This is a genomic window from Arthrobacter sp. 05T420 (assembly GCF_056396305.1).
In genome coordinates this window covers 371,741-394,462 of the sequence record NZ_JBFTLG010000001.1, presented here as the reverse complement: position 1 = coordinate 394,462, position 22,722 = coordinate 371,741, and the positions used below count along the sequence as shown (strand labels likewise).

The window sequence follows — 22,722 nt, the reverse complement described above, 5'->3', positions numbered from 1 at the left end:
GCCGATCTGACTGACAGTCGAGCCCCTTTCCGAGCCGCTATCGACAGGTACATCTGTTCTTGGTACCCATCTTCGACGTTAGTTCATAGACACCTGTTATTCATCCTTTTACGGTTTATTTTTTTGGGTTCCGGCGTTCCCCCGTGCCACAGCGGGGCTGGCGGCGTCGACGTCGGAGGTGGCCGGCGGGCGTGTCGCGGCCACGACCACGGCGCCACCGACAAGGGCCCCTGCGGCCCGAAGCGCGCGGGCCGCCTCCGCCAGGGTGGCACCGGTGGTCAGCACGTCGTCGATGATGATGCAGGGACGTCCTTCGACTCGAACAGCCCACGGGCCGGACCTGGCCCGCATGGATCCGCGGACACGCCTGGCGCGGGCACCCCGGCCCAGTCCCTTCTGGCCGCCGGACAGGTAGTGGTCCCCTTGCGGACCGGCCCGCAACCGGTCCAACAGGGGCAACGCCGGGGGCATGCGGCGCCGCGCGGACGGCACAGTTTTCCGCAAAGCGTCCGCAATGGTGAACCCTGGGAGCGCATCGCCGCGGGCGAGCCGACGGAGCAGGAGGTGGACGGGACTGAAACCCCGCTTGCGGAACGCGGCGGCGCTCGTCGGAACGGGGACGAGGACTAGTCCCTGCGCCGGGCCGGCCGCGGCGTGGAGGGCTCGCACCAGGGCCCGCGCAAGCTCGGCGCCCAGCCGGGCCTGCCCATGGCTTTTGAAGGATAGCAGGCACTGCGCCAGCTCGGCCCGGTATGCCCCGGCGGCCACTACGGGCAACAGCACGGACCCGTCCATGTCCATCAGGGCAGGCGCCTGGGCCTCCGCACGGAACGGCCTCAGCGTCAGCAGGCGGAGCTTCCGGGCGCAAGCGCCGCAGAGAGCCAAGTCCTCGGCCCCGCAGCAGGCGCAGTCCACCGGAATGGCCAGGGCGAGCACCTCAGCCGCGGACTCGGCCGTCAGCTCGCACAGTCTCGCCAGAGGCCGCGCGTAGCTGCCGCGGTGCCGCGCCGCTGACGCTGAGGCCGGGGCAAGGTCCGGATCCGCGGCCGGCCGCGCCGGGCCGGCGTCCTGATCCGTGTGGCTGTTCATTCTTCGATCCTGGACCGGGGGCGCCCCCGGTGGCAGTCCCATGGGCGGCTATGTGGACAAGCCGCCATGTGGAAAGCTCACCTCCGGCACGCTCACCGGCCGCACCCTCACCGGCCCGGACGGTCCGGCGCTGACGGATAGCGCCCGCCGAAACCGACCCACAGCCGTCGCCCGAAGGCCCGTGGGTCAGCCCGGGAAGGACGGGTCTGTGGGGCCCTTGAGCTGCGGTGACCACCCGTTGCCCAGCCGCTGGAAGATTCCTTCGGCGGACTGGCCGTAGATCTCGGATGTCCCGTTGCCTGCGCTGAGGGCCGTCAGCCCGGGCCACGGGGCCAGCTGCTGCGGCTGCGCCGAGCCCAGGGACAACAACTCGGGTGTAACGGCATCGCTGGCGGAAGCCTTCATGACCGCCACCGTGGTGTCATCCACCCAGACCCCTTGGTCCGGATTCCGCGGAGTCAGGAGGGTCAGGGGCGGGGTCAGGTCCCTCGGGGTGCCGTCCGCGTTCCGGATGATCCCGGTGATCTGGACCTTGCTGTTGCCTTTCTGCTCCGAAATGACAAGGGCACGCGTGCCGTCCCGGGAAATCCGGAACTCCTTGACGGTCCGGCCGGCGAGCCAGGCCGGCGACAGGGTCACGGTGGGTACGCTGGCTTTCTCGGCCACACCGACCGGCCGGTAGGCCAACACCTCGGTGGCGCCGCTGGCACCCGGCCCGGCGGTCCAGACCCAGTCGTAGCGGCCGAACGAGGGCCGGGACAGCGTAGCCCGCGTGGTCAGTGCCCTGGCGGGCTGGCCCGGAACGATCGAGTACATCGTGGTGCGGGCGGCGTTGAGGAACGCGGCGGCCTGCGATTCGGTCGACTCCGCCGGTGCCCGCGGTGACAGGGCCGCCACGGACCGGATGTCCGGCAGGGGCGACAGCCTGTTGTTCTCGTACCGGACCAGGTCATGGTTGCTGACGGCGATCTGGTAGGCGGGGACGCTCTCGTCCCGGACGGGAGGCAGGACCGTGCCGTTGTCCTCGACGCGCACCAGATCCTGATTGGCCCGGAGCTCGACATTGATGACATCCGGCTGGCTGCGGAACGTCAGGGCCAGCTGCGTCTGCATCCTGAGCCGGTCCTCGTTGGAGGCGTCCACCAGGTCCTTGGCGGTGAGATCCACCTGGGCGGCTCCCGAGACCACGGGCACGGACTCGCGGGCCAGCTTGATGCCCGAGGGGAACGCGCTGACGACGGCGCCCTTAAGGTAGGGGGCGGGGCCGCCCAGGAGGGCGCTCGTCATGGCCTTGACGGTCTTCTTCCGGATGAACCACCGGACATCGGGGACGGCGTACGTGAAAGTGGGGTCGTAGAAGTAGATCGGGTACGCGCCGTAGATGACCTTGAACGTCTCTTCCGGAATGGCCGTGCCGTCCGGAAGATCGGAGATTCGCCACTCGCCGTCCACCTGGGTCAGGGTGACGGGGATGTTTTCGGTAGTGCCCTCCGGAAGGGGCGTGGCCACGCCGTCGGCGTCCACCGAGTAGGCGACGTCGAGCTGGTAGTTGAAGACGTTTTCGACGCCGGTGGCCACCACTGCGGCCTTCCGGAAGACGAGCGCCCGCTGGTCCGGCTTCCACGTCACCGATGAGGCCTGGGTGAGGTACTGCCGGGCCACGGCGTAGTCGTCCTCGTAGCCGCTGCCGGCCAGGTAGAAGTCCTCGATCACCGCTTCGGGTCCAGCGCCGGGACGCGGTGCGGCCGGGAAGAAGACCGGGGCGTTGGGGTTTCCCGCGCTCTCGTCGGTGCTCTTGCCCACCGGCCCCGAGCGCGGAATCTGGGCGCAGGAGGTCAGCAGTAGCAGGAGGAGTGCCAGCAGCGCGGCCCCCACCCGGGTGAACTTGCCCGAAACCCCACTCATGCCCTGCCCTCCATCCCGGTTTCCCGGTGGCCCGCCGGGCCGTCCGTCGCGGTTGCCCCGCCGACGGCGCCATTGCCGCCGTCGCCAGTAAAGCCCTCCGTTAAGTCCTCAGTGAAGCCGTCCGTGAAACCGTCGGCCATGGTCCTGCGGGCCCCGGATGCACCCGCCGGCGCTTCCCCGGTCCGCTGCGGGTCCAGCAGCACCACGGTCCGCTGGCTGCCTGCCACGGGGAGCCCGACGTTGACCGGCTCAAGCTGGAGCGGGGACTTGGTGATCGGCTCGTCCCGGCGCAGCGGAAGGGTCAGGAGGAAGTTGGACCCGTGGCCCTTGTTCCCCCAGGCCTGCAGCCAGCCGTCGTGGAGCTTGGTGTCTTCGGCGGCGATGGACAGTCCCAGTCCGCTGCCGCCGGTGGTACGGGCACGGGCTGGATCGGCGCGCCAGAACCGGTCGAAGACGCGCGCCGCCTCAGCCGGTGTCATGCCGATGCCGTGATCCCGCACGGCCACGGCCACCGCGGTGTCGCTGGCGGCCACTGAGACGTTCACCGGCCGGCCCTCGCCGTGTTCGAGGGCGTTCAGGATCAGGTTGCGCAGGATTCGGTCGATCCTGCGGTCGTCCATGTCGACAATGACGCTGCCGGCCGGGGCGTTGAGGGTGACGGCGGACCCGTATTCGGCGGCGACGGGCGCCACTCCATCAATGACGTGTGCGACGAGCTGCACAATGTCCGTGGGTTCGGCGTCGAGGGTGGCTGCGCCGGCGTCAAAGCGGGAGATTTCCAGCAGGTCGGCCAGAAGCGACTGGAAGCGTTCCACCTGGTTGTAGAGCAGCTCCGCGGACCGCTTGTTGATGGGATCGAAGTCCTCGCGGGCGTCATAGAGGACTTCAGCGGCCATGCGCACGGTGGTGAGCGGGGTGCGGAGCTCGTGGGACACATCCGAGACGAACCGCTGCTGCATTTGCGAGAGCGTGGCCAGCTGGGTGATTTGTTCCTGCAGGCTTGCGGCCATGTGGTTGAACGAGGCACCAAGCCGGGCGACCTCGTCCTCGCCTTTGACCACCATGCGCTCCTGCAGCTGGCCGGCCGCGAGCTTCTCCGAGACGACGGCGGCGTGGCTGACCGGGCTGACCACGTTGCGGGTCACATACCAGGCGACGCCGCCGATCATGAGCACCAGCAGGGCGCCGCCGGCCAGCAGGACATTCTGGATCTCGTCCAGGGTCTTCTGCGCCGTGTTGAGGTCATAGATGAGGTAGAGCTCGTAGACGGTGCCGTTGAAGGTCACCTTGTTGCCGACGGCGATGCCGGGCCGGTCCTCGGTCCCCACGGGGAACTGCGTGGACGCCCAGTACTGGTCCTTGCCCGAGTTCTGCACGGCCTTGCGCAGATCCGGGGGGATGACGCCGATGGTGAGTTGGTCCGAGGCCCGGGATTCAACCCAACGGTTGCGCGGCTTGGTCTGCTCCGGCATAGCCTCGAAGACGTAGCGCCGCTGGATCACGGATCCGCGGCCTTCGACCGCGTTCAGGGTGTCGTAGACCAGGGTGATGACGCTGGACTGGTCGGTGACTTGGGCGCCGTCGAATGTGTCCTGGACCTGCTTGACGTTGTAGCGCGTCTCCGATTCGGCCTGGGCAAGCCGTTCCTGGAACAGGTTGTTGGCGATCTGGTTGGACAGGTAAGCGCCGACCACCGCGAACGAACCGATGGCCAGAAGCAGCGTGGTCAGGACGGTCCGGAACTGCAGCGAACGCCGCCACTTCCGGTGCACCGCCCGGAGCAGGTACCGGATGCCGGGCAGGAGACGATGCATGCCGGTGCGGACCAGCCGCGCCACCCGGACGCCGACGATCCTCGCGCGTTTTGCCCACAATCTGGTCCGGAAGGCGTAGCCGCGCCAAAGGCCTGGCGCGCCGCCGGCTGGCGGCTGTCCGGACCCGCGCGGCGCGGCGGGCTCTGCCGTTGACTTTGCGGTTGACGCCGCGGATGACTCTGCCGGCGCCGTGTCCGGCACCGTCTCAGGCGCTGTGTCCGGCACCGTCTCAGGCGCGGTGTCCGTGGCTATGGCCTGCCGGACGCCGCGGTCCGCAGGCTCAGGAACCTGCTTTATAGCCGACACCACGGACCGTCAATACAACTTCGGGGGCTTCGGGGTCACGTTCAATCTTGGACCTCAGCCGCTGGACATGGACATTGACCAGCCGCGTGTCGGCGGCGTGCCGGTAGCCCCAGACCTGCTCCAGGAGCAGTTCGCGCGTGAACACCTGCCACGGCTTGCGGGCCAGTGCGACCAGGAGGTCGAACTCCAGCGGCGTCAAGGAGATCCGGTCGTTGCCCCGGCTGACCAGGTGGCCGGCCACATCGATCGTGACGTCCGCGATCCGCAGGGTCTCCGGGGCTTTCTGGTCACCCGGACGGAGCCGGGCCCGGACCCGGGCGACGAGCTCGGCGGGCTTGAACGGCTTGGGCACATAATCATCGGCCCCGGACTCGAGACCACGGACGACGTCGGAAGTATCCGACTTGGCGGTGAGCATCACGATGGGGACGTCAGACTCGGCACGGACCTGGCGGCAGACTTCAATGCCGTCCATTCCCGGCAGCATGAGGTCGAGCAGGACGAGGTCCGGTTTGGAGGCGCGGAAGACGTCCAGCGCCTGTCCGCCGTCCGCGCAGAAGACGGGTTCGAATCCATCATTGCGCAGCACAATACCGATCATCTCGGCGAGCGCCTCGTCATCGTCCACTACCAGAATGCGTGCCTTCATAGTTATATATTCCCCCATTGAATTGGCTTTGTCGTATCGGGCGGCCCCCGGCATGGCGCGGACGGGCCTGCCACCGCCGTCTGAGCCCCGCCGATGCACAGGACGCTGTGACAATTGCCGCGTTGTGCTGCATGCTGTGGACAGGCCCCGTGAACCGGCCCGGACCGCAGGAGGAACCCGTGAACATCCCCATCTACGAACGTGCCCTGGGCCGCGACTTTGACCGGTTGCAGCCGGAGCTTCAAGAATACTTCGCCTTGGCACCGGGGTCCGGCCACTACGGCGTCGGCGAGGGGGTCTTCGACGTCGTCGGCTGCAGGCAGGCGTGGCTACGTCCCCTGCTCCGGCTCACCACCGGCGAGCAGGCCTTCTTCCCCGAATACGGTGAGGGCATCCGCTTCCGGATCGAGAACCACGCCCACCTGGACCCGTTCGGCAGGTCAAGCCTGACGGCCCGACGGGAAATCTTCTTCCCCGGAACCACCCGGCTGTTCCACGACACCACCAGTTTTGACGACTCCGGGAGCAGGCAGGGGCTGGTGGACTACGTGGGCCGGTTCCGGCGGCTCGCCACCGACCTCAACCTCAGCGTCACGCCGGAGGGCCGGCTCCGCGGGGTGTCCGAGGCGTCCCGGCTGTTTCTGGGACCTCTCCGGATTCCTCTGCCGGCCGCCCTCGACGCAAAGGCCTACGCCGAGCAGTGGTGGGAGCCGCGGGACGGCGGGCGGCACCGGATCCAGGTCAAGATGATCCAGCCCCAGCTCGGCCTGGTGCTGGTGTACGCCGGCCATTTCGACTACCGGCTCGAGCCCTACCCCGGCGCTGTAGCGGCGCCGGGCTACCTTCCCGGGCACGCCCGTCCGGACGGCTGGGAGAGAAGGGTCTAAGTCGGGACGCCGGCAGCCGCGTCAGTCCCAGCGGCTGCGCTAGCCGAGCGCGAGCTGGTTGAGGCCGTCCGCCACCTGGGTCAGCCGGGTCAGGACCGCCGTCGCCGCGGCCGGTGAGTGCCGTGCCAGACCCTCCGACGGCGTGACCCGGAGCGCCCCCAGCGTGGACGCGGGAAGACCCAGCTGCCGCCACGGGCGCCACACGTTTTCCACGACGGCGCCAACCCTTGGCAGCGTCGCGGCGGGATCGGCAACGTCCAGCGCGCCGGCCCAGAGACGTTTGCCTGCCTCCACCGCGCCCGCGAGCTGTTCCCACTGGCGGGAGGTCAGGGCCCGCAGCGGCACGGCGATTCCGTCCGCGCCCGCCGCCAGGATCCGCTCGAAGGGCGCCTCTACCTCGGAGACGGCCACTACGGTCTCGACGGCGCCCGCGGCCCGGAGCGCGTCGATCACCAATTGCCAGGACTCGGTGACTTCCCGGCCCGATACCGAACGCAGGGTCCGGTAGCCGCTGGCGGTGGGAATGGTGCCGGCCAGTACCGAGGCAATTTCAGGTTCGTCGATCTGGACCACGATGCGGGCTCCGGGGGCAGCCTCTGCCACCCGTTTGAGGTAGCCTTCCACGCCCGCTGCCAGCGACGCCGCAATCTCCCGGCGGGCGCCGTAGTCGAGCAGGGCACGCTCCCCGTTGTGCAAATGCAGGCCGGCGGCAAGGCTGAGCGGCCCGCGCAGCTGGATCTTGAAATCCTCCGACGGCACTTCCTCGGCCCCGATCACGTCCGCCAGGATGTTGATGTCGGTGGACAGGGCCGATTTGGCCCGCTGCAGGTCCTTGCCCGGGCGGTCCACGAGCCGCCATCCATGCGGCTGGACATCGACGGCCAGCTCCACGAGCAGGGACGCTGTCCGGCCCAGGGCATCGGAGCCGACGCCGCGGTCGGGAAGTTCGGCAAGGAACAGCAGATGCGGGGTGCCCAGTTCACCGCGGATGATGCGGGCGGCCTCGGCCGGGTCCTCGCCGGGCCACGGGCCCAGGCCCGTCGCGGTCACTTGGCCCGGTGCGGGCGAGTCTGTTCCGGCCATGGCTACGCGTCCGCGGCGCGGGCCGCGTCCGTGGAGCCGGAGGCCTGGGCGGCCTGGTGGTCTTCGGCGATGGCCTCGTGGTGGCGGATGACCTCGCCGATGATGAAGTTCAGGAATTTCTCCGCGAAAGCCGGGTCCAGGTGTGCCTCGGCGGCGAGGTGCCGCAGCCGGGCGATCTGCGCCGTTTCGCGGCCTGGGTCCCCGGCGGGGAGCTGGTGCGCGGCCTTGAGGAAGCCGACCTTCTGGGTTGCCTTGAAGCGTTCGGCGAGGAGGAAGACGAGGGTGGCATCGATGTTGTCGATGCTGGAGCGGATCGACAACAGCTCCGCCATTACCGCGGGATCCACGGAACCGGCCAGGGAGCTTGCCGCCGGGTCGTAGGAATCGGTTTCAGGAAGATTGAGGTTCTGCTCGGTCATTGACCCAGTCTATGGGCAGGGCGGCTAATGCCTCCCGCTGTTAAGCACCGTTGCAGGCGCCCGCCGGGTACTTGGAGCCAGCCCACCAAAGGGGCATGCCCACCGTTCGTGGAGAACGGTGGGCATGCCCAGCTGGCAGTGGCTCGGCACCAGCTCGGCCCGGCGCTGAATCGGCCCGGCCCGGCTGGCGCGCCAGCCGTTAGCTGTGAAGCACGGCCTTGAACGCCTCGCGGCGCCTGGCCTGTTCGTCGGGATCCGGGACGGGCAAGGATGCGATGAGTTTCTTTGTGTAGTCGTGCTGCGGGTTGCCCATCACCTGGTTGCCGAGCCCCTGCTCCACCATCTTGCCCTTGTAGAGCACGCCCACCCAGTGGGAGAGCATGTCCACCACGGCGAGGTCGTGGCTGATGAACAGGGCCGCGAAGCCGAATTCCTGCTGGATCTCCTTGAACAGTTCCAGCACCACGGCCTGCACGGACACATCCAGCGCCGAGGTCGGCTCATCGGCGATGAGCAGCTTGGGGTTCAGGATGAGCGCCCGTGCCAGGGAGGCACGCTGGCGCTGTCCGCCGGAGAGTTCGTGCGGGAACCGGTCAGCGTACGACGCCGGCAGCTGCACTGACTCGAGCAGCTCACCAACCCGCTTGCGGGCCTCGGCCGCGGTCGGGTTTGAGTGGATGATCAGCGGTTCCGCCACGCAGTCGCCGATGGTCAGCTGCGGGTTGAACGAGGCCGCCGGGTCCTGGAAGACGAAGCCGATCTCCTTGCGGAGCGGCTTGAAGGTGCGCTCCTTGTAGTTCAGCATCTCGTAACCCAGCACCTTGAGGCTGCCGCCCGTGGTCCGGTTAAGCCCGGCGATGGCCCTGCCAATGGTGGTCTTGCCGGACCCCGACTCCCCCACGAGGCCGAAGACTTCGCCCTCGGACACGGTGAAGCTGACGCCGTCGACGGCCTTGAAGGCCGGGGTGCCCAGCCGTCCCGGGTACTCGATGGTCAGGTTTTTGGCTTCGACCAGCACTTTGCCGCCCTGGTGGGCACGTTCCACCATGCCTTCGGACGCGGAGTTGCGGCCAAGGTGCGGGACCGCGGCAAGGAGCTTCTTGGTGTAGTCCTCCTTGGGCTCAGCGAACAGTACACGCGAGGATGCCTCCTCCACGACGTCGCCCTGGTACATGACCACCACGCGGTCGGCGAGGTCGGCGACAACACCCATGTTGTGAGTGATCAGCACGATGGATGTCCCGTATTTATCGCGGAGGTCCCGCAGCAGTTCCAGGACTTCCGCCTGGACCGTGACGTCCAGGGCGGTGGTCGGTTCGTCTGCCACGATGAGCCCAGGGTTCAGGGCCAACGCGGCGGCAATGACGACGCGTTGCTTCTGGCCTCCCGAGAACTGGTGCGGGTAGTAGTTGACCCGCGTGTCCGGTTCCGGGATGCCCACTTTGCGGAGGGCTTCGACGGCCCGCGCTTTGGCGTCCTTGGCAGAGATCTTCTTGCCGGTGCTGGTGTCGGCGTGCGCCCGGATGCCTTCGGCAATCTGCCAGCCCACGGTGAACACCGGGTTAAGGGCTGTGGAGGGTTCCTGGAACACCATGGCGACGTCGCGGCCCCGGATCTCCCGCAGCTTGGCCTCGCTGACGCTGATGACGTTGTTGCCGTTGATCAGGACCGCGCCCTGGCTGATGGCAGTCTCCGGAAGGAGCCCCAGGATGGTCTTGGCCGTCACGGTCTTGCCGGATCCCGATTCGCCAACGATGGCCACGACCTCGCCGGGGTTGACCTTGAGGCTGACGTCCTTGACTGCGTACACATCGCCGGCATCAGTGGCGAACGTGACCTTGAGGCTGTCGATGTCCAGGACCGGACCTGAGACCGGGCCGGGCTTGTCGATGTTGATGGTCATAGAACTCTCGATTCTGCTTCGAGTGCGGCCTGGGCACCGGCGGTCGAGTCGGGTCCGCCCTTGCCTGCGGCAACCTTCTTGCGGCCCCGGAGGCGGGGATCGTTGAGGTCGTTGATGCTCTCACCGACCAGGGTCAGCCCAAGCACGGTCAGGACGATCGCCGTACCAGGGTAGACACCCGTCCACCAGATGCCCGAGGAGGCGTCGGCGATTGCCTTGTTCAGGTCGTAGCCCCACTCGGCTGCGGATGACGGCTCGATGCCGAAGCCCAAGAAGCCAAGCCCGGCCAAGGTCAGGATCGCCTCGGACGCATTCAGCGTGAAAATCAGCGGCAGCGTTCGGGTTGCGTTCTTGAAGATGTGCCGGCCCATGATGCGGACGCTGGAGGCGCCCACCACCTTGGCTGATTCGACGTACGGCTCGGCCTTCAGCCGGATGGTCTCGGCACGGATCACGCGGAAGTACTGCGGGACGAAAACCACCGAGATGGAGATGGAGCAGGCAACGATGCCTCCCCAGAAACTGGACTGGCCGTGGCTGATGACGATGGACATCACGATGGCCAGCAGCAGCGACGGGAAGGCGTAAATCGCATCGGCGATCACCACCAGCATCCGGTCCAGCCAGCCGCCGAAGTAGCCGCTGAGGAGGCCGAGTGCTACGCCGAGGAAGATCGACATGACCACGGCGACGATGATGACCACCGCAGCCGTCTGGGCGCCCCAGAGCACGCGGGAATAGACGTCGTAGCCACTCACCGTGGTGCCCCAGATGTGGGCCGGGCTGGGAGGCTGCTGTGCCGGGAAGGTACCCGCGGCGTCGCTGAGCTGGGCAAAGCCGTAGGGGGCGATCCAGGGCGCAAACACTGCCGTGAGCAGGAACACGACGGACAGCACCAGACCCGTGACGAGCATGCCGCGCTGCAGCCCGACGCTCGTCCGGAAATGCGAGATCACCGGCAGCCGGTAGATGAGGGGCTGCTTGCGCCCGCTTACTCTGGTTGCATTCATGGCTAGTACCTCACTCGCGGGTCGATCAGGGCTGCGACGACGTCAACGATGAAGTTCGTGACGGCAACGATGACCGCCAGCAGCACAACGATGCCCTGGACAGCGACGAAGTCGCGGGCGTTCAGGTATTGCACCAGCTGGTAGCCGAGGCCCTTCCACTCGAACGTGGACTCCGTGAGGACGGCCCCGCCGAGCAGGAGGGCAATCTGGAGCCCCATGACCGTGATGATCGGGATGAGGGCAGGCTTGTAGGCATGCTTGGTCACGAGCCGGAAATTGCTGACCCCGCGGGACCTGCCGGCCTCGACGTAGTCCTTGCCCAGTGTGCCGATGACGTTGGTGCGGACGAGCCGCAGGAAGACCCCTGCCGTCAGCAGTCCCAGCGTGAGTGCGGGGAGGATTGAATGGGCCGCGACGTCGCCATACGCAGCCATGTTGCCGCTGCGCAGCGCGTCCAGCCAGTAGATCCCGGTCGGTGCGGCCAGGCTTCCCATGGCCAGTTCGGTCCTGGTGGAGGCCCGTCCTGCGACGGGCAGCCAGCCGAGCCAGACGGAGAAGGTCAGCTTCATCAGCAGGCCGGCGAAGAACACCGGGGTGGCGTAGCAGAGGATGGCGAAGAACCGCAGGACTGCGTCCGGTGCCTTGTCGCGCTTGTAGGCGGAGATGAGCCCGAGCGGGATGCCGACCAACAGCGCCACGATGAGGGCGTTGATGGCCAGTTCCAGGGTTGCCACGCCAAAGGTCAAAACCATTTCGACGACAGGGCGGCGGTCGGTGATGGTGGTGCCGAAGTTGCCGGTCGCCAACTGGCCGATGTATTCAAAGTACTGCACGAAGATCGGCCGGTCGTAGCCGGCTTCGTGGATGCGCTGCGCCAGCGCCTCCGGGGGAAGCCGGCCGCCCTGGGCGGCGGTGATGGGGTCGCCAATGACCCGCATCAGGAAGAAGACCAAGGTGACCAGAATGAAAATGGTCGGAATGATCAGGAAGGCCCTGACCAGGATGTAGGTCCCCAAGCCCCCACCCGAGGATTTTTTCTTGGACGGAAGGAGTCCGTCGGCGTCGCTCGGCGGCGCCTCAATCAATGTTGTCATTGGTACCTAAAATTGTGCTTCCGCGGCCATGGGCCGGCCGGCGTGAACTGCAAGGTGCGGCACTGACCAGCAAAGGCGGGGCGCCTCGAGGGCGCCCCGCCTCGCAGGCTGGTCAGAACCGCACAGATGCAGCCTTACTTGGAAAGAGTTCCCAAACGGAACTTGAAGGAGGCATCGAGGGTGGAATCGACACCCTTGACGCCGCTGCCGGAAATGGCAACCTGCGCGCCCTGGAGCAGCGGAAGCGTGGAGATGTCCTTGGCGAGGGCATTCTGGGCATCCTTGATCGTGGACTCGCGTGCACTCTTGTCAACGGTGGTGAGCTGCTTGTTGATCAGATCCGTGACAGTGGGGTTGTTGTAGTGGTTCTTCAGGAAGCCGCCATCCGGGAAGAACGGGGTCAGGTAGTTGTCAGCGTCGCTGAAGTCCGGGAACCAGCCGAACTGGAACAGCGGGTATTCATCGGCGCGGCTGGCCTTGCTGTAGGTGACCCATTCCGTGGACTGCAGGTTGACCTTGAACAAGCCGGACTTCTCCAGCTGGTCCTTGATCATGGCGTATTCGTCGCCGGAGGACTTGCCGTAGTGGTCCGGGTTGTACTGCAGGTTCAACGACACGGGAGTCGTCACACCGGCGTCGGTCAGGACCTTCTTGGCCTTGTCCAGGCTGGGCTTGCCGGCGTCGCCGTAAGCGTCCTTGAACGATTCGTTGGCGCCGAGGAAGCCGCTGGGAACGTTGGAGTACAGGGGCAGGTAGGTGCCCTTGTAGACCTGGTCCGCGATGGCCTGGCGGTCAACGAGGTTGGCGATGGCCTGGCGGACGGCGGTCGCCTTGGCCGGATCGGCGTCGGCAGCCTTGGCGCCGAACGGCATGGTGTTGAAGTTGAACGTGATGTAGCGGATTTCGCCGCCGGGGCCCACGTTGACCTTGACCTTGGAGTCCTTCTTCAGGTCATCGATGTCCGTGGCGCTCAGGCTGCGGTTTGCGACGTCGATGTTGCCCTGCTGGATGTCCAGCTTCATGTTGGTGGGGTCGGCGTAGTACTTGATCGTGGCGGCGTCGTTGGCCGGCTTGCCGAGGACTCCTTGGTAGTCCGGGTTCGCCTTGAAGCTGATCAGCTCGTTCTTCTTATACGTGTCGATCGTGTACTGGCCGTAGAAGGCCTTGGCCTTGACGATTGAGTCGTCGTCAAGCAGCTTGTCGGCCGGGAAGACTTCATCGTCCACGATCGGCGCGGCAGGGCTGCTGAGGATCTGCGCAAAGGTCTGGTCGTTGGCCAGCTTCAGCTTGAAGACGACGGTGTTGGCATCGGGGGCCGTGACGCTGGCCACGTTGGCCAGCAGGCTGGCGGGGCCCGCAGGATCGTTGATCTTGGTCTGCCGGTCGAAGGAGAACTTGACGTCCTTGGAGTCGAGCGTGTGGCCGTTGGCCCACTTGAGTCCCGGCTTGAGCTTGACCGTGTATTCGGTCGGCGACGTGAAGGATGCGGACTCGGCCAGGTCCGGAACCGGATCGGCGCTGCCCGGCTTGGAGTTGAGCAGGAAGGAGTAGATCTGGTTCATCACCATGAACGAACCGTTGTCGTACGAGCCTGCCGGGTCCAAGGCAGTGACCTTGTCCGTGGTGCCATAGGCGATTGGACCGCCTGCGGCGGCTGATGACCCGCCAGCGCCGCCGGTCGGCCCGGTGCAGGCCGTCAGTGCAAAGGCGGAAACCCCGGCGAGCGCGATAACGCCCTGCCAGGCCTTTTTGTTCATTGCCATCTGTGAACTTTCTGTTCGATGCGTTCTAGCGCAGCCCGAAGTGAAACGAGTGACTCGTCGGGCGGCACGCTTTGCTGATCCCTAGATTCAACCAGACAATCATTCGGTGAAACGTTGCATTTTGTGAGTTGAGACACAAAATTTACACGATTCGAAGGTTTCTCTCATTTTCTTCAGGATTCCGCCAGGATCTTCGGCAGGGTCCAGCGCCTCCGGGCGTTTCCCGCCGGTCGGACACGCGGACGACGGCGGGCAATTGGACGTCGGGCCCGCGGACGACGGCGGAGCGCAGAGACGACGAAGGGCCCCGCCGCATGGCGGGACCCTTCGCTGGATTCGGTGTGGCTGGCGCCTAGAGCGCGGCCCGCTGCAGCGAGCGCGCGGCATCGATTGTGGCCTGGCCCAACACGCGGCTGCCCTGGTAGAGCACCACCGTCTGGCCGGGGGCCACGCCGCGCAGCGGATCGGTGAGCGTGACCACCAGCTCGTCCCCCGCCGTGTGCGCTCGGGCGGGTACGGGGTCGCCGTGGGCACGGACCTGGGCGTAGCAGTCGAACTCCCCGCCGGTCGCCACCTCGGCGATGGGCAGGCCCGCCCAGGAGACCTTGATGCCGCGGATTTCGTCGACGGCGAGCAGCGCCTCCGGGCCCACCACCACCTTGTTTTCCTTGGGCCGGATCTCCAGCACGAACCGCGGTTTGCCGTCGGCGGCCGGGGTGCCCAGCTTCAGACCCCGGCGCTGGCCGACGGTGAAGGCGTTGGCGCCCGGGTGCTCGCCGACCTTCGCGCCGGACTCGTCCACGATGTCACCGGTGGTCATATCGATCTTCTCGGCGAGCCAGCCGGCGGTGTCGCCGTCGGGGATGAAGCAGATGTCGTGGCTGTCGGGCTTGTTCGCCACCGAGAGGCCACGGCGCTCCGCCTCCGCCCGGACCTCGGCCTTGGACGGCGTCTCCGCGAGCGGGAACATCGAGTGCTTGAGCTGTTCGTGGGTCAGCACGCCCAGCACGTAGCTCTGGTCCTTGGCCCAGTCCGCGGCACGGTGCAGCTCGGGGTTGCCGTCGGCGTCGGTGATGACTTTGGCGTAGTGGCCCGTGCATACGGCATCGAAGCCCAAGGCGATGGCCTTCTCCAGCAGGGCGGCGAACTTGATGCGCTCGTTGCAGCGCATGCACGGATTGGGGGTGCGGCCGGCGGCGTATTCATCGATGAAATCCTGGACCACATCTTCCTTGAACCGCTCGGAAAAGTCCCAGACGTAGTACGGGATCCCGAGAATGTCGCAGGCACGCCAGGCGTCACGGGAGTCTTCGATCGTGCAACAGCCGCGGCTGCCGGTTCGCAGGGTGCCCGGCATCCGGGACAGCGCGAGGTGGACGCCGACGACGTCGTGCCCCGCCTCGACGGCGCGGGCGGCGGCAACGGCGGAATCAACGCCGCCGCTCATGGCTGCAAGAACTCGCATACTGGCTTTCTTTAGGGTTCGGGGTGTCGCAGGCACCGGGGCCGGCCGCAGTGCGCGGAAATAGCACAATGCCTGCCACGCCATTCTATCGCCACGCCGAATCCTCCCCAAAAAGCCTTGACGGGGCCGCTTACCACTTCTAACGTCAAGACAAACGGTTTTAGAATCGGAAGCGCACAGACGCGGGAGTACGCGCGGGAATCGGGCGGACATGGCTGTTAAAGAAATCGTGATCGTGGGCGGCGGACTGGCCGGTGCCACGGCGGCCAAAACCTTGCGGGCGGAGGGATTCGGCGGCCCCGTGGTGCTGCTGGCGTCCGAGTCCCACCAGCCGTACCTGCGCCCGCCGCTGTCCAAGGAGTACCTGCTGGGCAAGGCCGGCGACGACGCCCTGCCCGTGGTGCCCGAGGACTGGTACGGCGCGAACGACGTCGACCTCCGCCCCGGCGTCCGGGTCACGGAGCTGGACCCGGCCGCCCGGGCCGTGGTTCTGGACGGCGGCGAACGGCTGGAGTACGCCTCCCTGCTGCTCGCCACCGGAGCGCGGCCCAGGCCCATCCCCCTGCCGGGCACCGGGCTCGACGGCGTCAGCACGTTCCGGACGGTGGAGGACAGCCGGCGCCTGCACGCCCGCCTCGCCGACGGCGGGCTGAACGTGGTCATGATCGGCTCCGGCTGGATCGGGATGGAACTGGCCGCCGCCGCCAGCACCTTCGGAAACACCGTCACCCTGCTGGGCCGGGCGGAGGTGCCGCTGGGCGCGGCGATCGGCCCCGAACTGGGCGGCTTCTTCCGTGAACTGCACGAGGCCCACGGCGTGCGGTTCCGGCTTCCGGCAACCGCCGCCGGGATCCAGGGGCGGTCCGGGCAGGTGACGGGGGTGGTCACCGACGCCGGCGTTGTCCTGCCCGCCGATCTCGTGATCATCGCCGTGGGCGTGGTGCCGGAGCTCAGCCTGGCCGAGGCGGCGGGCATCGGGATCCGCAACGGCATCCTCACCGACGCGTCGCTGCGGACCTCGGTGCCCGGGATCTTCGCCGCCGGCGACGTCGCCAATGCCCTGCATCCGTTCACCGGGGAGCACCACCGCAGCGAACACTGGTCCAACGCCCTCAATGGCGGGAAGGTGGCAGCCAAGGCGATGCTCGGCCTCGACGCCGCACTGGACACCATCCCGTACTTCTACACCGACCAGTACGACGTCAGCATGGAGTATTCGGGCTTCCCGACGCTGGTTGCCGGGCCACCGGTGATCCGCGGCTCGCTCGCCGACAAGGAGTTCATGGCCTTCTGGCAGCGGGACGGCCAAGTGATTGCCGGGATGAACGTCAACTGGCCCCGCGCCGCCAAGCCGCAGAAGGCGATCAAGGCGCTCATCGGCGCACGCACCGCCGTGAGCCCGGACCTGCTTGCCGATTCCGCAACACCGCTGGATCAGCTCTTTCCAGGGGAATGACCGGAAGCCTGACGGGCGGATTCACGGGCGACCGTACCGGCGGTCTGGATGCTGGATTCATGGCCGGCCATGCCGGCCTGGCGGGCCCGCGCATAGGCGCCCGGCAGCGCGGCGAGCAGGGCATCGACGTCGGCGTCGGTGGAGGAATGTCCGAGCGTAAAACGCTGCGCACCCCTTGCCGTGTCCTCGTCCAGGCCCATGGCCAGCAGCACATGCGAGGGCCGCGGAACCCCTGCAGTGCAGGCGGAGCCCGTGGAGGATTCGACGCCGGCGAGGTCCAACAGGAACAGCAGCGAGTCGCCCTCGCAGCCCGGGAAGGTGAAGTGCGCGTTGCCCGGCAACCGGCCGGGGCCCGGGGCGCCCCGGAGCACGGCCTCGGGGACGGCCTCATGGACGCCCTCGATCAACCGGTCCCGAAGGGCCGCGATCCTGGCGGCCTCCTCGGGGAGTTTCCCCGCGACGGCCTCGGCGGCCGCGGCAAAAGCGGCAATCGAGGCAGTATCAAGGGTCCCGGAGCGGACGTCGCGTTCCTGCCCGCCGCCATGCTGGACCGGGGTCAGCTTCACCGCCCTGCCCAGGATGAGCGCGCCGACGCCGACCGGTCCGCCGATCTTGTGCCCGGAGACGGACATGGCGTCCAGACCCGTTCCGCGGAAGTCAACGGGGATGGAGCCGAAGGCCTGGACAGCGTCGGAGTGGACGGGTACGCCGGCGGCGTGTGCCAGCTCCACCACCCGGGCGACGGGCTGGATGGTGCCCACCTCGTTGTTGGCCCACATGACTGTCACCAGGGCGATCGACGCCGGGTCCCTGGACAGTTCGGCCTCAAGCACGGCCAGGTCCACGAGGCCAGCGGCGTCTACCGGGAGCCAGCAGACTTGGGCGCCTTCATGCCGTTCCAGCCATTCGACGGTGTCCAGCACTGCGTGGTGTTCGACGGCGGAACACAGGATGCGCGTACGGGAAGGGTCCTCCGCATGGCGGGCCCAGTACAGGCCCTTGACCGCAAGGTTGTCCGCCTCGGTCCCGCCGGAGGTAAAGATCACCTCCGAGGGATGGGCACCGGCGGCCGCCGCCAGCACTTCCCTCGCGTCCTCCACCGAGCGCCGGGCACGACGGCCCGCTCCATGCAGCGAGGAGGGGTTGCCCGTCCGGGCCAGCTCGCGCGTCAGCGCGGCCAGCGCCTCCGGGGCGAGGGTGGTTGTGGCGGCATGATCGAGGTAGACGGGCACAGCCCAATTCTACCTGCGGCCGCGGCTGCCAAGCTGCGGCGGGCGACGGGCGCAGGCACCCGGGAGGATACTCGACTGGTGTAGATTCGGGCGGTGAAAGCCTCCCTCTACCTTGTGCTGGCCACCTTGTTCTGGTCCGGCAATTACGTCGTCGGGCAGGCCGCCGTCGCCTCAATGTCCCCGCTGGAGCTGACCTTCTGGCGCTGGACCCTGGCCGCCGTGCCGCTGCTGCTCCTGGCCCACTTCGTTGAGAAGCCGGACTGGCGCGCTGTGCTGCGCCGCTGGCCCGCCCTCCTCCTGCTGAGCGTCCTGGGCATGAGCGGCTACACACTGATGCTCTACAGCGCGCTCGGCTACACATCCGCGATGAACGCCTCCCTCATTACAGCCGCCAACCCGGCCCTGATTGTGGTCATGGCGATTGTCCTGCTCGGCGAGAGGACCACCCGGCTGGGCTGGCTCGGCATCTGCCTCGGCCTGCTGGGGGTGCTGCTCGTCCTGACCCAGGGTGAGCTGGCCCGTGTATTCAGCTTCGCCATCAACACCGGCGAGCTCTTGATGATCGGTGCGATCATCGTCTGGGGCTTCTACACAATCATTGCCCGCCGGCTGAAGATGCCGGCCATCTCGGCCACGGCAGTACAGGTGGTGTTTGCGACCGTGACGCTGGCGCCCTTGGCCCTGGCCATGAACGTGCAGTTTCCGGACACCGCGGCCGAAGGCTGGTCACTGGCGTACATCGCCGTCTTCCCCTCCCTTTGTTCCTACCTCCTGTGGAATCTGGCGCTGAAGACCACTCCGCCGGGGACTGCGGGCAACTACCTCAACCTGATGGTGGTCTTTACGGCGACCATTACTGTGCTGTTGGGGACGCCGCTGACTCCCGTTCAGATCGTGGGCGGCCTCATGGTGGTCGCCGGCGTCCTGCTGACCGGTCTCAAGGGCCAGCCCAGGCCCGCAGCGCCTGCCACCTCTTCGGAGGGGTCGCGGGGCCGGTAGCCGCGACGCCAGATTGGGCTGTCATGCAGGCAGGGCTGTTATGCAGGCAGGATGCGGGCACAGCACTGCCCGGGCTGCGCGCCCCCCTGCTCCCTGAGATCTTCGATGGCTAGCGCTTCGATCCGTCCCGGGGCTATCCCAAGGGCCGCGGAGGCCCCGCCCAGGAAGGCCCCGTTCATGGCACAGACCACGTCTGTGTGCCCGGCAGCGAGGCGATGGAACGGGCAGTTCATCAGCACCAGTCCCCCGGCGCCGTCGCCCGCGGGGCAGTAGCCTTGCCCCGTCAAGAAGTCCGCGAACGGGCCGGCGCCATCGGGACCGCCGGCGGTCTCCGCATCCCCGGCCCCGATGGCCCCCGCCGGCCCGGTTGCACGGGCTGCCGACTCAACCGCTGACTGACCCTTGGCGCGGGCGGCCCGGAGCAGGGCCTCCCGGGGCGATCCGCCGTCGCTGGTGGCATCCTCGATCGCGGAGACCAGCAACTCGGCGGCAAGATCGTAGTGGCGGTCCGGGACGGAGGCCGCCACCTCGTCCACGGCGGCCCGGTACAGCTTGGCGGGCCGGCCGGAACCGGGGCCCTCCCGCCCTCCAAGCTTGCGGAACTCCACCGCCAGCAGCCCGTCTTTCACGAGCCGGTCCAGATGGAATGAGACTGTGCTCCGCGCCAGGCCCAGAGCCTGGGCGGCATCGTCCCGGCCGACGGCGTCTGCCGCTGAGGCGACATAGTCAAACAGCATCCGGCGGTTCTCGTCGCCCAGGGACGCGACCGCCGCAAGCCGGCGATTCCACGGAAGTTTGGTCATGAAACAAGAATATCTCTAAAAACAAGAATCATTGCTTAATCCTCAGGTGCATTCTAAAATCAAGTTATCCATTTTTAGAAGGAGCATGCCATGAAAGTTTCCCCATCCCTCGCCACTCCCGCTCAGCAGCTCGCGGCGGACCCGCACCGCCAGGCGTTCCTCTTGTTGCGGACCGTCTTTACGGTGGCGCCGATCCTGTTCGGCCTCGACAAGTTCACGAATCTGCTGACCGACTGGACCATGTACCTGGCCCCCGTGGTCACTTCGGTTATCCCGCTGCCGGCCCAGACCATCATGTACATCGTTGGCGTGGTGGAAATCATCGCCGGCGTCATGGTGGCGTTGCGCCCGCGCTTCGGATCGGCGCTCGTGGCCGCCTGGCTGCTGGGCATCATCATCAACCTGATCGTCCTCGGCGGCTTCTACGACGTCGCGCTGCGTGACTTCGGCCTGCTCGTGGGTGCCCTGGCACTGAACAGGCTGTCCCCGCGCAAGGCCGCGCCGGCCGCCACGCCAAGCCGCTAAGGCGCCAAGCCCGGCCGCTATGCCGGGCCGCTACGCCAGAACACAGGCGGCGTGCGGAACGACCTCGATGGTCATCGGGAGCGCCCCGATCCGCTCGCCGTCGGCGTAGGCCACGATGTTGCTGGCCGCCAGTTCCACGGTGCTGACCCGGCGAAGCTGCACGGCGGGGTGGCCCACGTCCTTGCCGGCCCGGAACGAGGCCAGTTCCCGAAGCATGACTAGCTGGTACCGGATCTTGCCGCGCGGCCAGCGCCAGCCATTGGCCCGCTCATTGACGGCGGCATCGAACCCGGCGGAGACGACGCCCGCGAACCAGCGGGAGGTTCCTCCCGCGGTGATCTTGCCGGTATTGAACCCGAGGTGGATCGTGCCGTCCCCGCCCACCACCACCAGTGCATCCACGCCCGATTCCAGCGCGTTTCCAACCGCCTGCGCGAGCCCGGCATAACTGTCCGCACACAGCAGCAGGACCTCCGCACCGGCCGTGCGGAAGCGTCCCGCCACTTCCTTCCCGGTGTGCCGCGCACGGCCAAAGGACGCGCGCGGGTTGACGGCGACGGCGATCAGCATGCGCGCAGTTATGCCAGTGGCCGGGAACCATCCCGGTACGCGCGGTCGTTGTTCTCTCAGCCGGTTAAACTGGGCCTGCCGGGCGCCCACGAACGGCCCGGCATTCTCAACGCCGGCACCTTCGATGAAAAGGATCTCTGTTTGACGAAGGGCAGCAGCTCGCATTACCAGGTCCTAGGGATCCCCGTGACGGCGACGGAGAAGGACATTAAAATGGCGTACCGCAAGGCCGCCCGGCTCGCCCACCCGGATCACGGCGGCGATCCTGCAGCGTTCCGACGTGTCACCCTCGCGTACGAGACTCTCATCGACGCTAAGCGACGCGCGGACTATGACCGCTCCTACGGCAGCGCCTATTCCTCTCCCGCCGGCGACGAAGGCGCCCACTTCGCCGCCCCGGCCGCGGGCAGCCGGGCCTCAGCCAACGTGCGCCGCCCGAACACGCCGCGGAATACGGCTGCCGACCCGCCCGTCTACGTTCCCCCGTTCGAGCAATTTGGCGACGGGACAGCGGTACCGCTGATCCCTGTCGGCGTGGCCCGGCAACAGGTCCACGGCATGCCCCGCAAGCGCGGGATCTTCGGCGCCGAGGCGCGGATCCAACGCGAGATGCGAACAGTGCAGCTCATCAGCAGGCAGATCCTGACCACCATTCCGGCCGCGCGCCTCGTCAACGGGCTGCAGTCCCCCGCGGACAACAGCCACATCGACCACGCGGTCCTTGCCGGGTACCGGCTCGCAATCATCGGGTCCATGCTGCTGCCGCCGGGCGCCTATGCCTGGAACGGCAGCACGTTGACCCACGGCAACCGTTCCGTCGCCCCGCCCCAACTAGGCCACGTCGTGCGCCGGATGCAGGACATTTTTCCCGAGCTCAATGTCACCGGCTGGATTGTTATCCACAGCACGGACGGCAACCTGCACCAACCGGTCATCGACCGGCACCGCCGCGCACCCGGCGGCCAGGGCAGCGGGTACGGGGAAAATTCGGGGCTTGTCGAGGTAGTCAACGCCGCGGGCCTGGCCCGCGGCCTCAAGCAGTTCCTCGGCTCGGGACCGGCCCCCAACACCGTCAACGTGCCCGTGCTGGCCCGGCTGCTGCGCGGAATGCACTAGGTTCCGCCCCGGTTCCTCCCCGCCCGTCTCCAAGGCGGACGGCCACGGCGCGCCCGACGCCGGCGGCTCGCTAGGATGGAATGGTGTTCCGCATCCTCTTCCACACCCCCGAAATCCCCGGCAATACGGGAAACGCCATCAGGCTGGCAGCCATCACGGGCGCCGAGCTTCACCTGGTGGAGCCCTTGGGCTTTGATTTTTCCGACGCCAAGCTCCGGCGGGCCGGCCTGGACTACCACGACCTCGCCGTCGTGACCGTCCACCCGGACATCGACGCAGCCTGGGCGGCGCTGGAGCCGGAACGGGTATTTGCCTTCACCTCCGACGGCGAAACCACGTACACAGACATCCAGTACCGCGCCGGCGACGTCCTGCTGTTTGGTCCTGAATCCGTGGGTTTGCCCGAGGAACTCAAGCACAGTCCCCGGGTGACGTCCCGCGTCCGCCTGCCGATGCTGCCCTCCCTCCGGTCGCTTAACCTGGCCAACGCGGCGTCCATCGCCGTCTATGAGGCCTGGCGCCAGAACGGGTTCGCGGGGGCCAAGCTGTAGTCGTTCCGGCGCCTACCGCCGGCAGGACCTCCGGATGCCCACCAGGGAGCCCGCGGCAAAGAATCCCGCAAGTCGCGCCCATC

The 22,722-nt window shown here is 67.4% G+C and carries 20 protein-coding genes; 6 read left to right on the top strand and 14 right to left on the bottom strand.

Annotated elements, in window-relative coordinates; translation table 11 throughout:
- Positions 1-108 precede the first annotated feature (108 nt).
- The 4 genes from AC1DEM_RS01850 to mtrA form a co-directional block, all read right to left on the bottom strand.
- Positions 109-1,089: a ComF family protein gene (locus AC1DEM_RS01850; RefSeq protein ID WP_476882826.1), complete on the bottom strand. Its 981-nt coding sequence runs from the start codon at positions 1,087-1,089 to the stop codon at positions 109-111.
- 186 nt (positions 1,090-1,275) lie between these two features.
- Positions 1,276-2,994, bottom strand: coding sequence for an LpqB family beta-propeller domain-containing protein (locus AC1DEM_RS01845; protein ID WP_476882825.1), 1,719 nt, complete (start codon positions 2,992-2,994; stop codon positions 1,276-1,278).
- On the bottom strand, positions 2,991-4,808 hold the full coding sequence (mtrB, locus tag AC1DEM_RS01840; RefSeq protein ID WP_476882919.1) for an MtrAB system histidine kinase MtrB: 1,818 nt from the start codon (positions 4,806-4,808) through the stop codon (positions 2,991-2,993). Before mtrB ends, AC1DEM_RS01845 begins: the two co-directional genes overlap by 4 nt.
- A gap of 280 nt (positions 4,809-5,088) precedes the next feature.
- The gene (gene mtrA / locus AC1DEM_RS01835) at positions 5,089-5,763 is read right to left on the bottom strand and encodes an MtrAB system response regulator MtrA (protein ID WP_277522792.1); all 675 of its coding nucleotides are present in this window, start codon (positions 5,761-5,763) and stop codon (positions 5,089-5,091) included.
- A 179-nt stretch (positions 5,764-5,942) separates the two neighbouring features.
- Here mtrA and AC1DEM_RS01830 point away from each other — a divergent pair, with 179 nt between their 5' ends.
- Positions 5,943-6,650: a DUF4166 domain-containing protein gene (locus AC1DEM_RS01830; RefSeq protein ID WP_476882824.1), complete on the top strand. Its 708-nt coding sequence runs from the start codon at positions 5,943-5,945 to the stop codon at positions 6,648-6,650.
- A 39-nt stretch (positions 6,651-6,689) separates the two neighbouring features.
- Here the strand turns inward: AC1DEM_RS01830 and AC1DEM_RS01825 are convergent, their stop codons facing one another.
- The 7 genes from AC1DEM_RS01825 to mnmA all read right to left on the bottom strand — a co-directional run bounded on the left by AC1DEM_RS01825 (position 6,690) and on the right by mnmA (position 15,387).
- Positions 6,690-7,733 carry a uroporphyrinogen decarboxylase/cobalamine-independent methonine synthase family protein gene (locus AC1DEM_RS01825; RefSeq protein WP_476882823.1) on the bottom strand — a complete coding sequence of 348 codons (1,044 nt, stop codon included), beginning with the start codon at positions 7,731-7,733 and terminating at the stop codon, positions 6,690-6,692.
- 2 nt (positions 7,734-7,735) lie between these two features.
- The gene (locus AC1DEM_RS01820) at positions 7,736-8,152 is read right to left on the bottom strand and encodes a chorismate mutase (protein ID WP_476882822.1); all 417 of its coding nucleotides are present in this window, start codon (positions 8,150-8,152) and stop codon (positions 7,736-7,738) included.
- Between the two features lie 199 nt (positions 8,153-8,351).
- The gene (locus AC1DEM_RS01815; RefSeq protein WP_476882821.1) at positions 8,352-10,055 is read right to left on the bottom strand and encodes an ABC transporter ATP-binding protein; all 1,704 of its coding nucleotides are present in this window, start codon (positions 10,053-10,055) and stop codon (positions 8,352-8,354) included.
- Positions 10,052-11,065 (bottom strand): ABC transporter permease, encoded by a 1,014-nt coding sequence (locus tag AC1DEM_RS01810; protein WP_476882820.1) that lies wholly within the window; start codon positions 11,063-11,065, stop codon positions 10,052-10,054. Before AC1DEM_RS01810 ends, AC1DEM_RS01815 begins: the two co-directional genes overlap by 4 nt.
- 2 nt (positions 11,066-11,067) lie before the next feature.
- Positions 11,068-12,159, bottom strand: coding sequence for an ABC transporter permease (locus tag AC1DEM_RS01805; RefSeq protein WP_476882819.1), 1,092 nt, complete (start codon positions 12,157-12,159; stop codon positions 11,068-11,070).
- 134 nt (positions 12,160-12,293) lie between these two features.
- A complete protein-coding gene (locus AC1DEM_RS01800) occupies positions 12,294-13,922 on the bottom strand; it encodes an ABC transporter substrate-binding protein (protein WP_476882818.1) in 1,629 nt (542 codons plus the stop codon).
- 352 nt (positions 13,923-14,274) lie between these two features.
- Entirely contained in the window at positions 14,275-15,387 is a 1,113-nt protein-coding gene (gene mnmA / locus AC1DEM_RS01795) for a tRNA 2-thiouridine(34) synthase MnmA (protein ID WP_476882817.1), read from the bottom strand.
- Positions 15,388-15,598: 211 nt separating this feature from the next.
- Between mnmA and AC1DEM_RS01790 the strand changes: the two genes are divergently transcribed.
- The gene (locus AC1DEM_RS01790) at positions 15,599-16,843 is read left to right on the top strand and encodes an NAD(P)/FAD-dependent oxidoreductase (protein ID WP_476882816.1); all 1,245 of its coding nucleotides are present in this window, start codon (positions 15,599-15,601) and stop codon (positions 16,841-16,843) included.
- Here AC1DEM_RS01790 and AC1DEM_RS01785 read toward each other — a convergent pair.
- Positions 16,822-18,075: a cysteine desulfurase family protein gene (locus AC1DEM_RS01785; protein ID WP_476882815.1), complete on the bottom strand. Its 1,254-nt coding sequence runs from the start codon at positions 18,073-18,075 to the stop codon at positions 16,822-16,824. The two genes, AC1DEM_RS01790 and AC1DEM_RS01785, sit on opposite strands and share 22 nt — an antisense overlap.
- Positions 18,076-18,168: 93 nt before the next feature.
- On the opposite strand from AC1DEM_RS01785, the gene AC1DEM_RS01780 reads away from it, so the two are divergent.
- The gene (locus AC1DEM_RS01780) at positions 18,169-19,074 is read left to right on the top strand and encodes a DMT family transporter (RefSeq protein ID WP_476882814.1); all 906 of its coding nucleotides are present in this window, start codon (positions 18,169-18,171) and stop codon (positions 19,072-19,074) included.
- Positions 19,075-19,112: 38 nt separating this feature from the next.
- Here AC1DEM_RS01780 and AC1DEM_RS01775 read toward each other — a convergent pair whose 3' ends face one another.
- Positions 19,113-19,877 (bottom strand): helix-turn-helix transcriptional regulator, encoded by a 765-nt coding sequence (locus AC1DEM_RS01775; protein WP_476882813.1) that lies wholly within the window; start codon positions 19,875-19,877, stop codon positions 19,113-19,115.
- Positions 19,878-19,967: 90 nt separating this feature from the next.
- On the opposite strand from AC1DEM_RS01775, the gene AC1DEM_RS01770 reads away from it, so the two are divergent.
- A complete protein-coding gene (locus AC1DEM_RS01770) occupies positions 19,968-20,402 on the top strand; it encodes a hypothetical protein (protein WP_277522770.1) in 435 nt (144 codons plus the stop codon).
- A 30-nt stretch (positions 20,403-20,432) separates the two neighbouring features.
- On the opposite strand, the gene AC1DEM_RS01765 is transcribed toward AC1DEM_RS01770, so the two are convergent.
- Positions 20,433-20,972, bottom strand: a complete 540-nt coding sequence (locus tag AC1DEM_RS01765; protein WP_476882812.1) for a diacylglycerol kinase family protein — start codon at positions 20,970-20,972, stop codon at positions 20,433-20,435.
- A 141-nt stretch (positions 20,973-21,113) separates the two neighbouring features.
- Here AC1DEM_RS01765 and AC1DEM_RS01760 point away from each other — a divergent pair, with 141 nt between their 5' ends.
- Both AC1DEM_RS01760 and AC1DEM_RS01755 read left to right on the top strand, forming a co-directional pair.
- Positions 21,114-22,088 (top strand): J domain-containing protein, encoded by a 975-nt coding sequence (locus AC1DEM_RS01760; RefSeq protein ID WP_476882811.1) that lies wholly within the window; start codon positions 21,114-21,116, stop codon positions 22,086-22,088.
- 83 nt (positions 22,089-22,171) lie between these two features.
- Positions 22,172-22,639 carry a tRNA (cytidine(34)-2'-O)-methyltransferase gene (locus AC1DEM_RS01755; RefSeq protein WP_377985450.1) on the top strand — a complete coding sequence of 156 codons (468 nt, stop codon included), beginning with the start codon at positions 22,172-22,174 and terminating at the stop codon, positions 22,637-22,639.
- Positions 22,640-22,722: the final 83 nt, after the last annotated feature.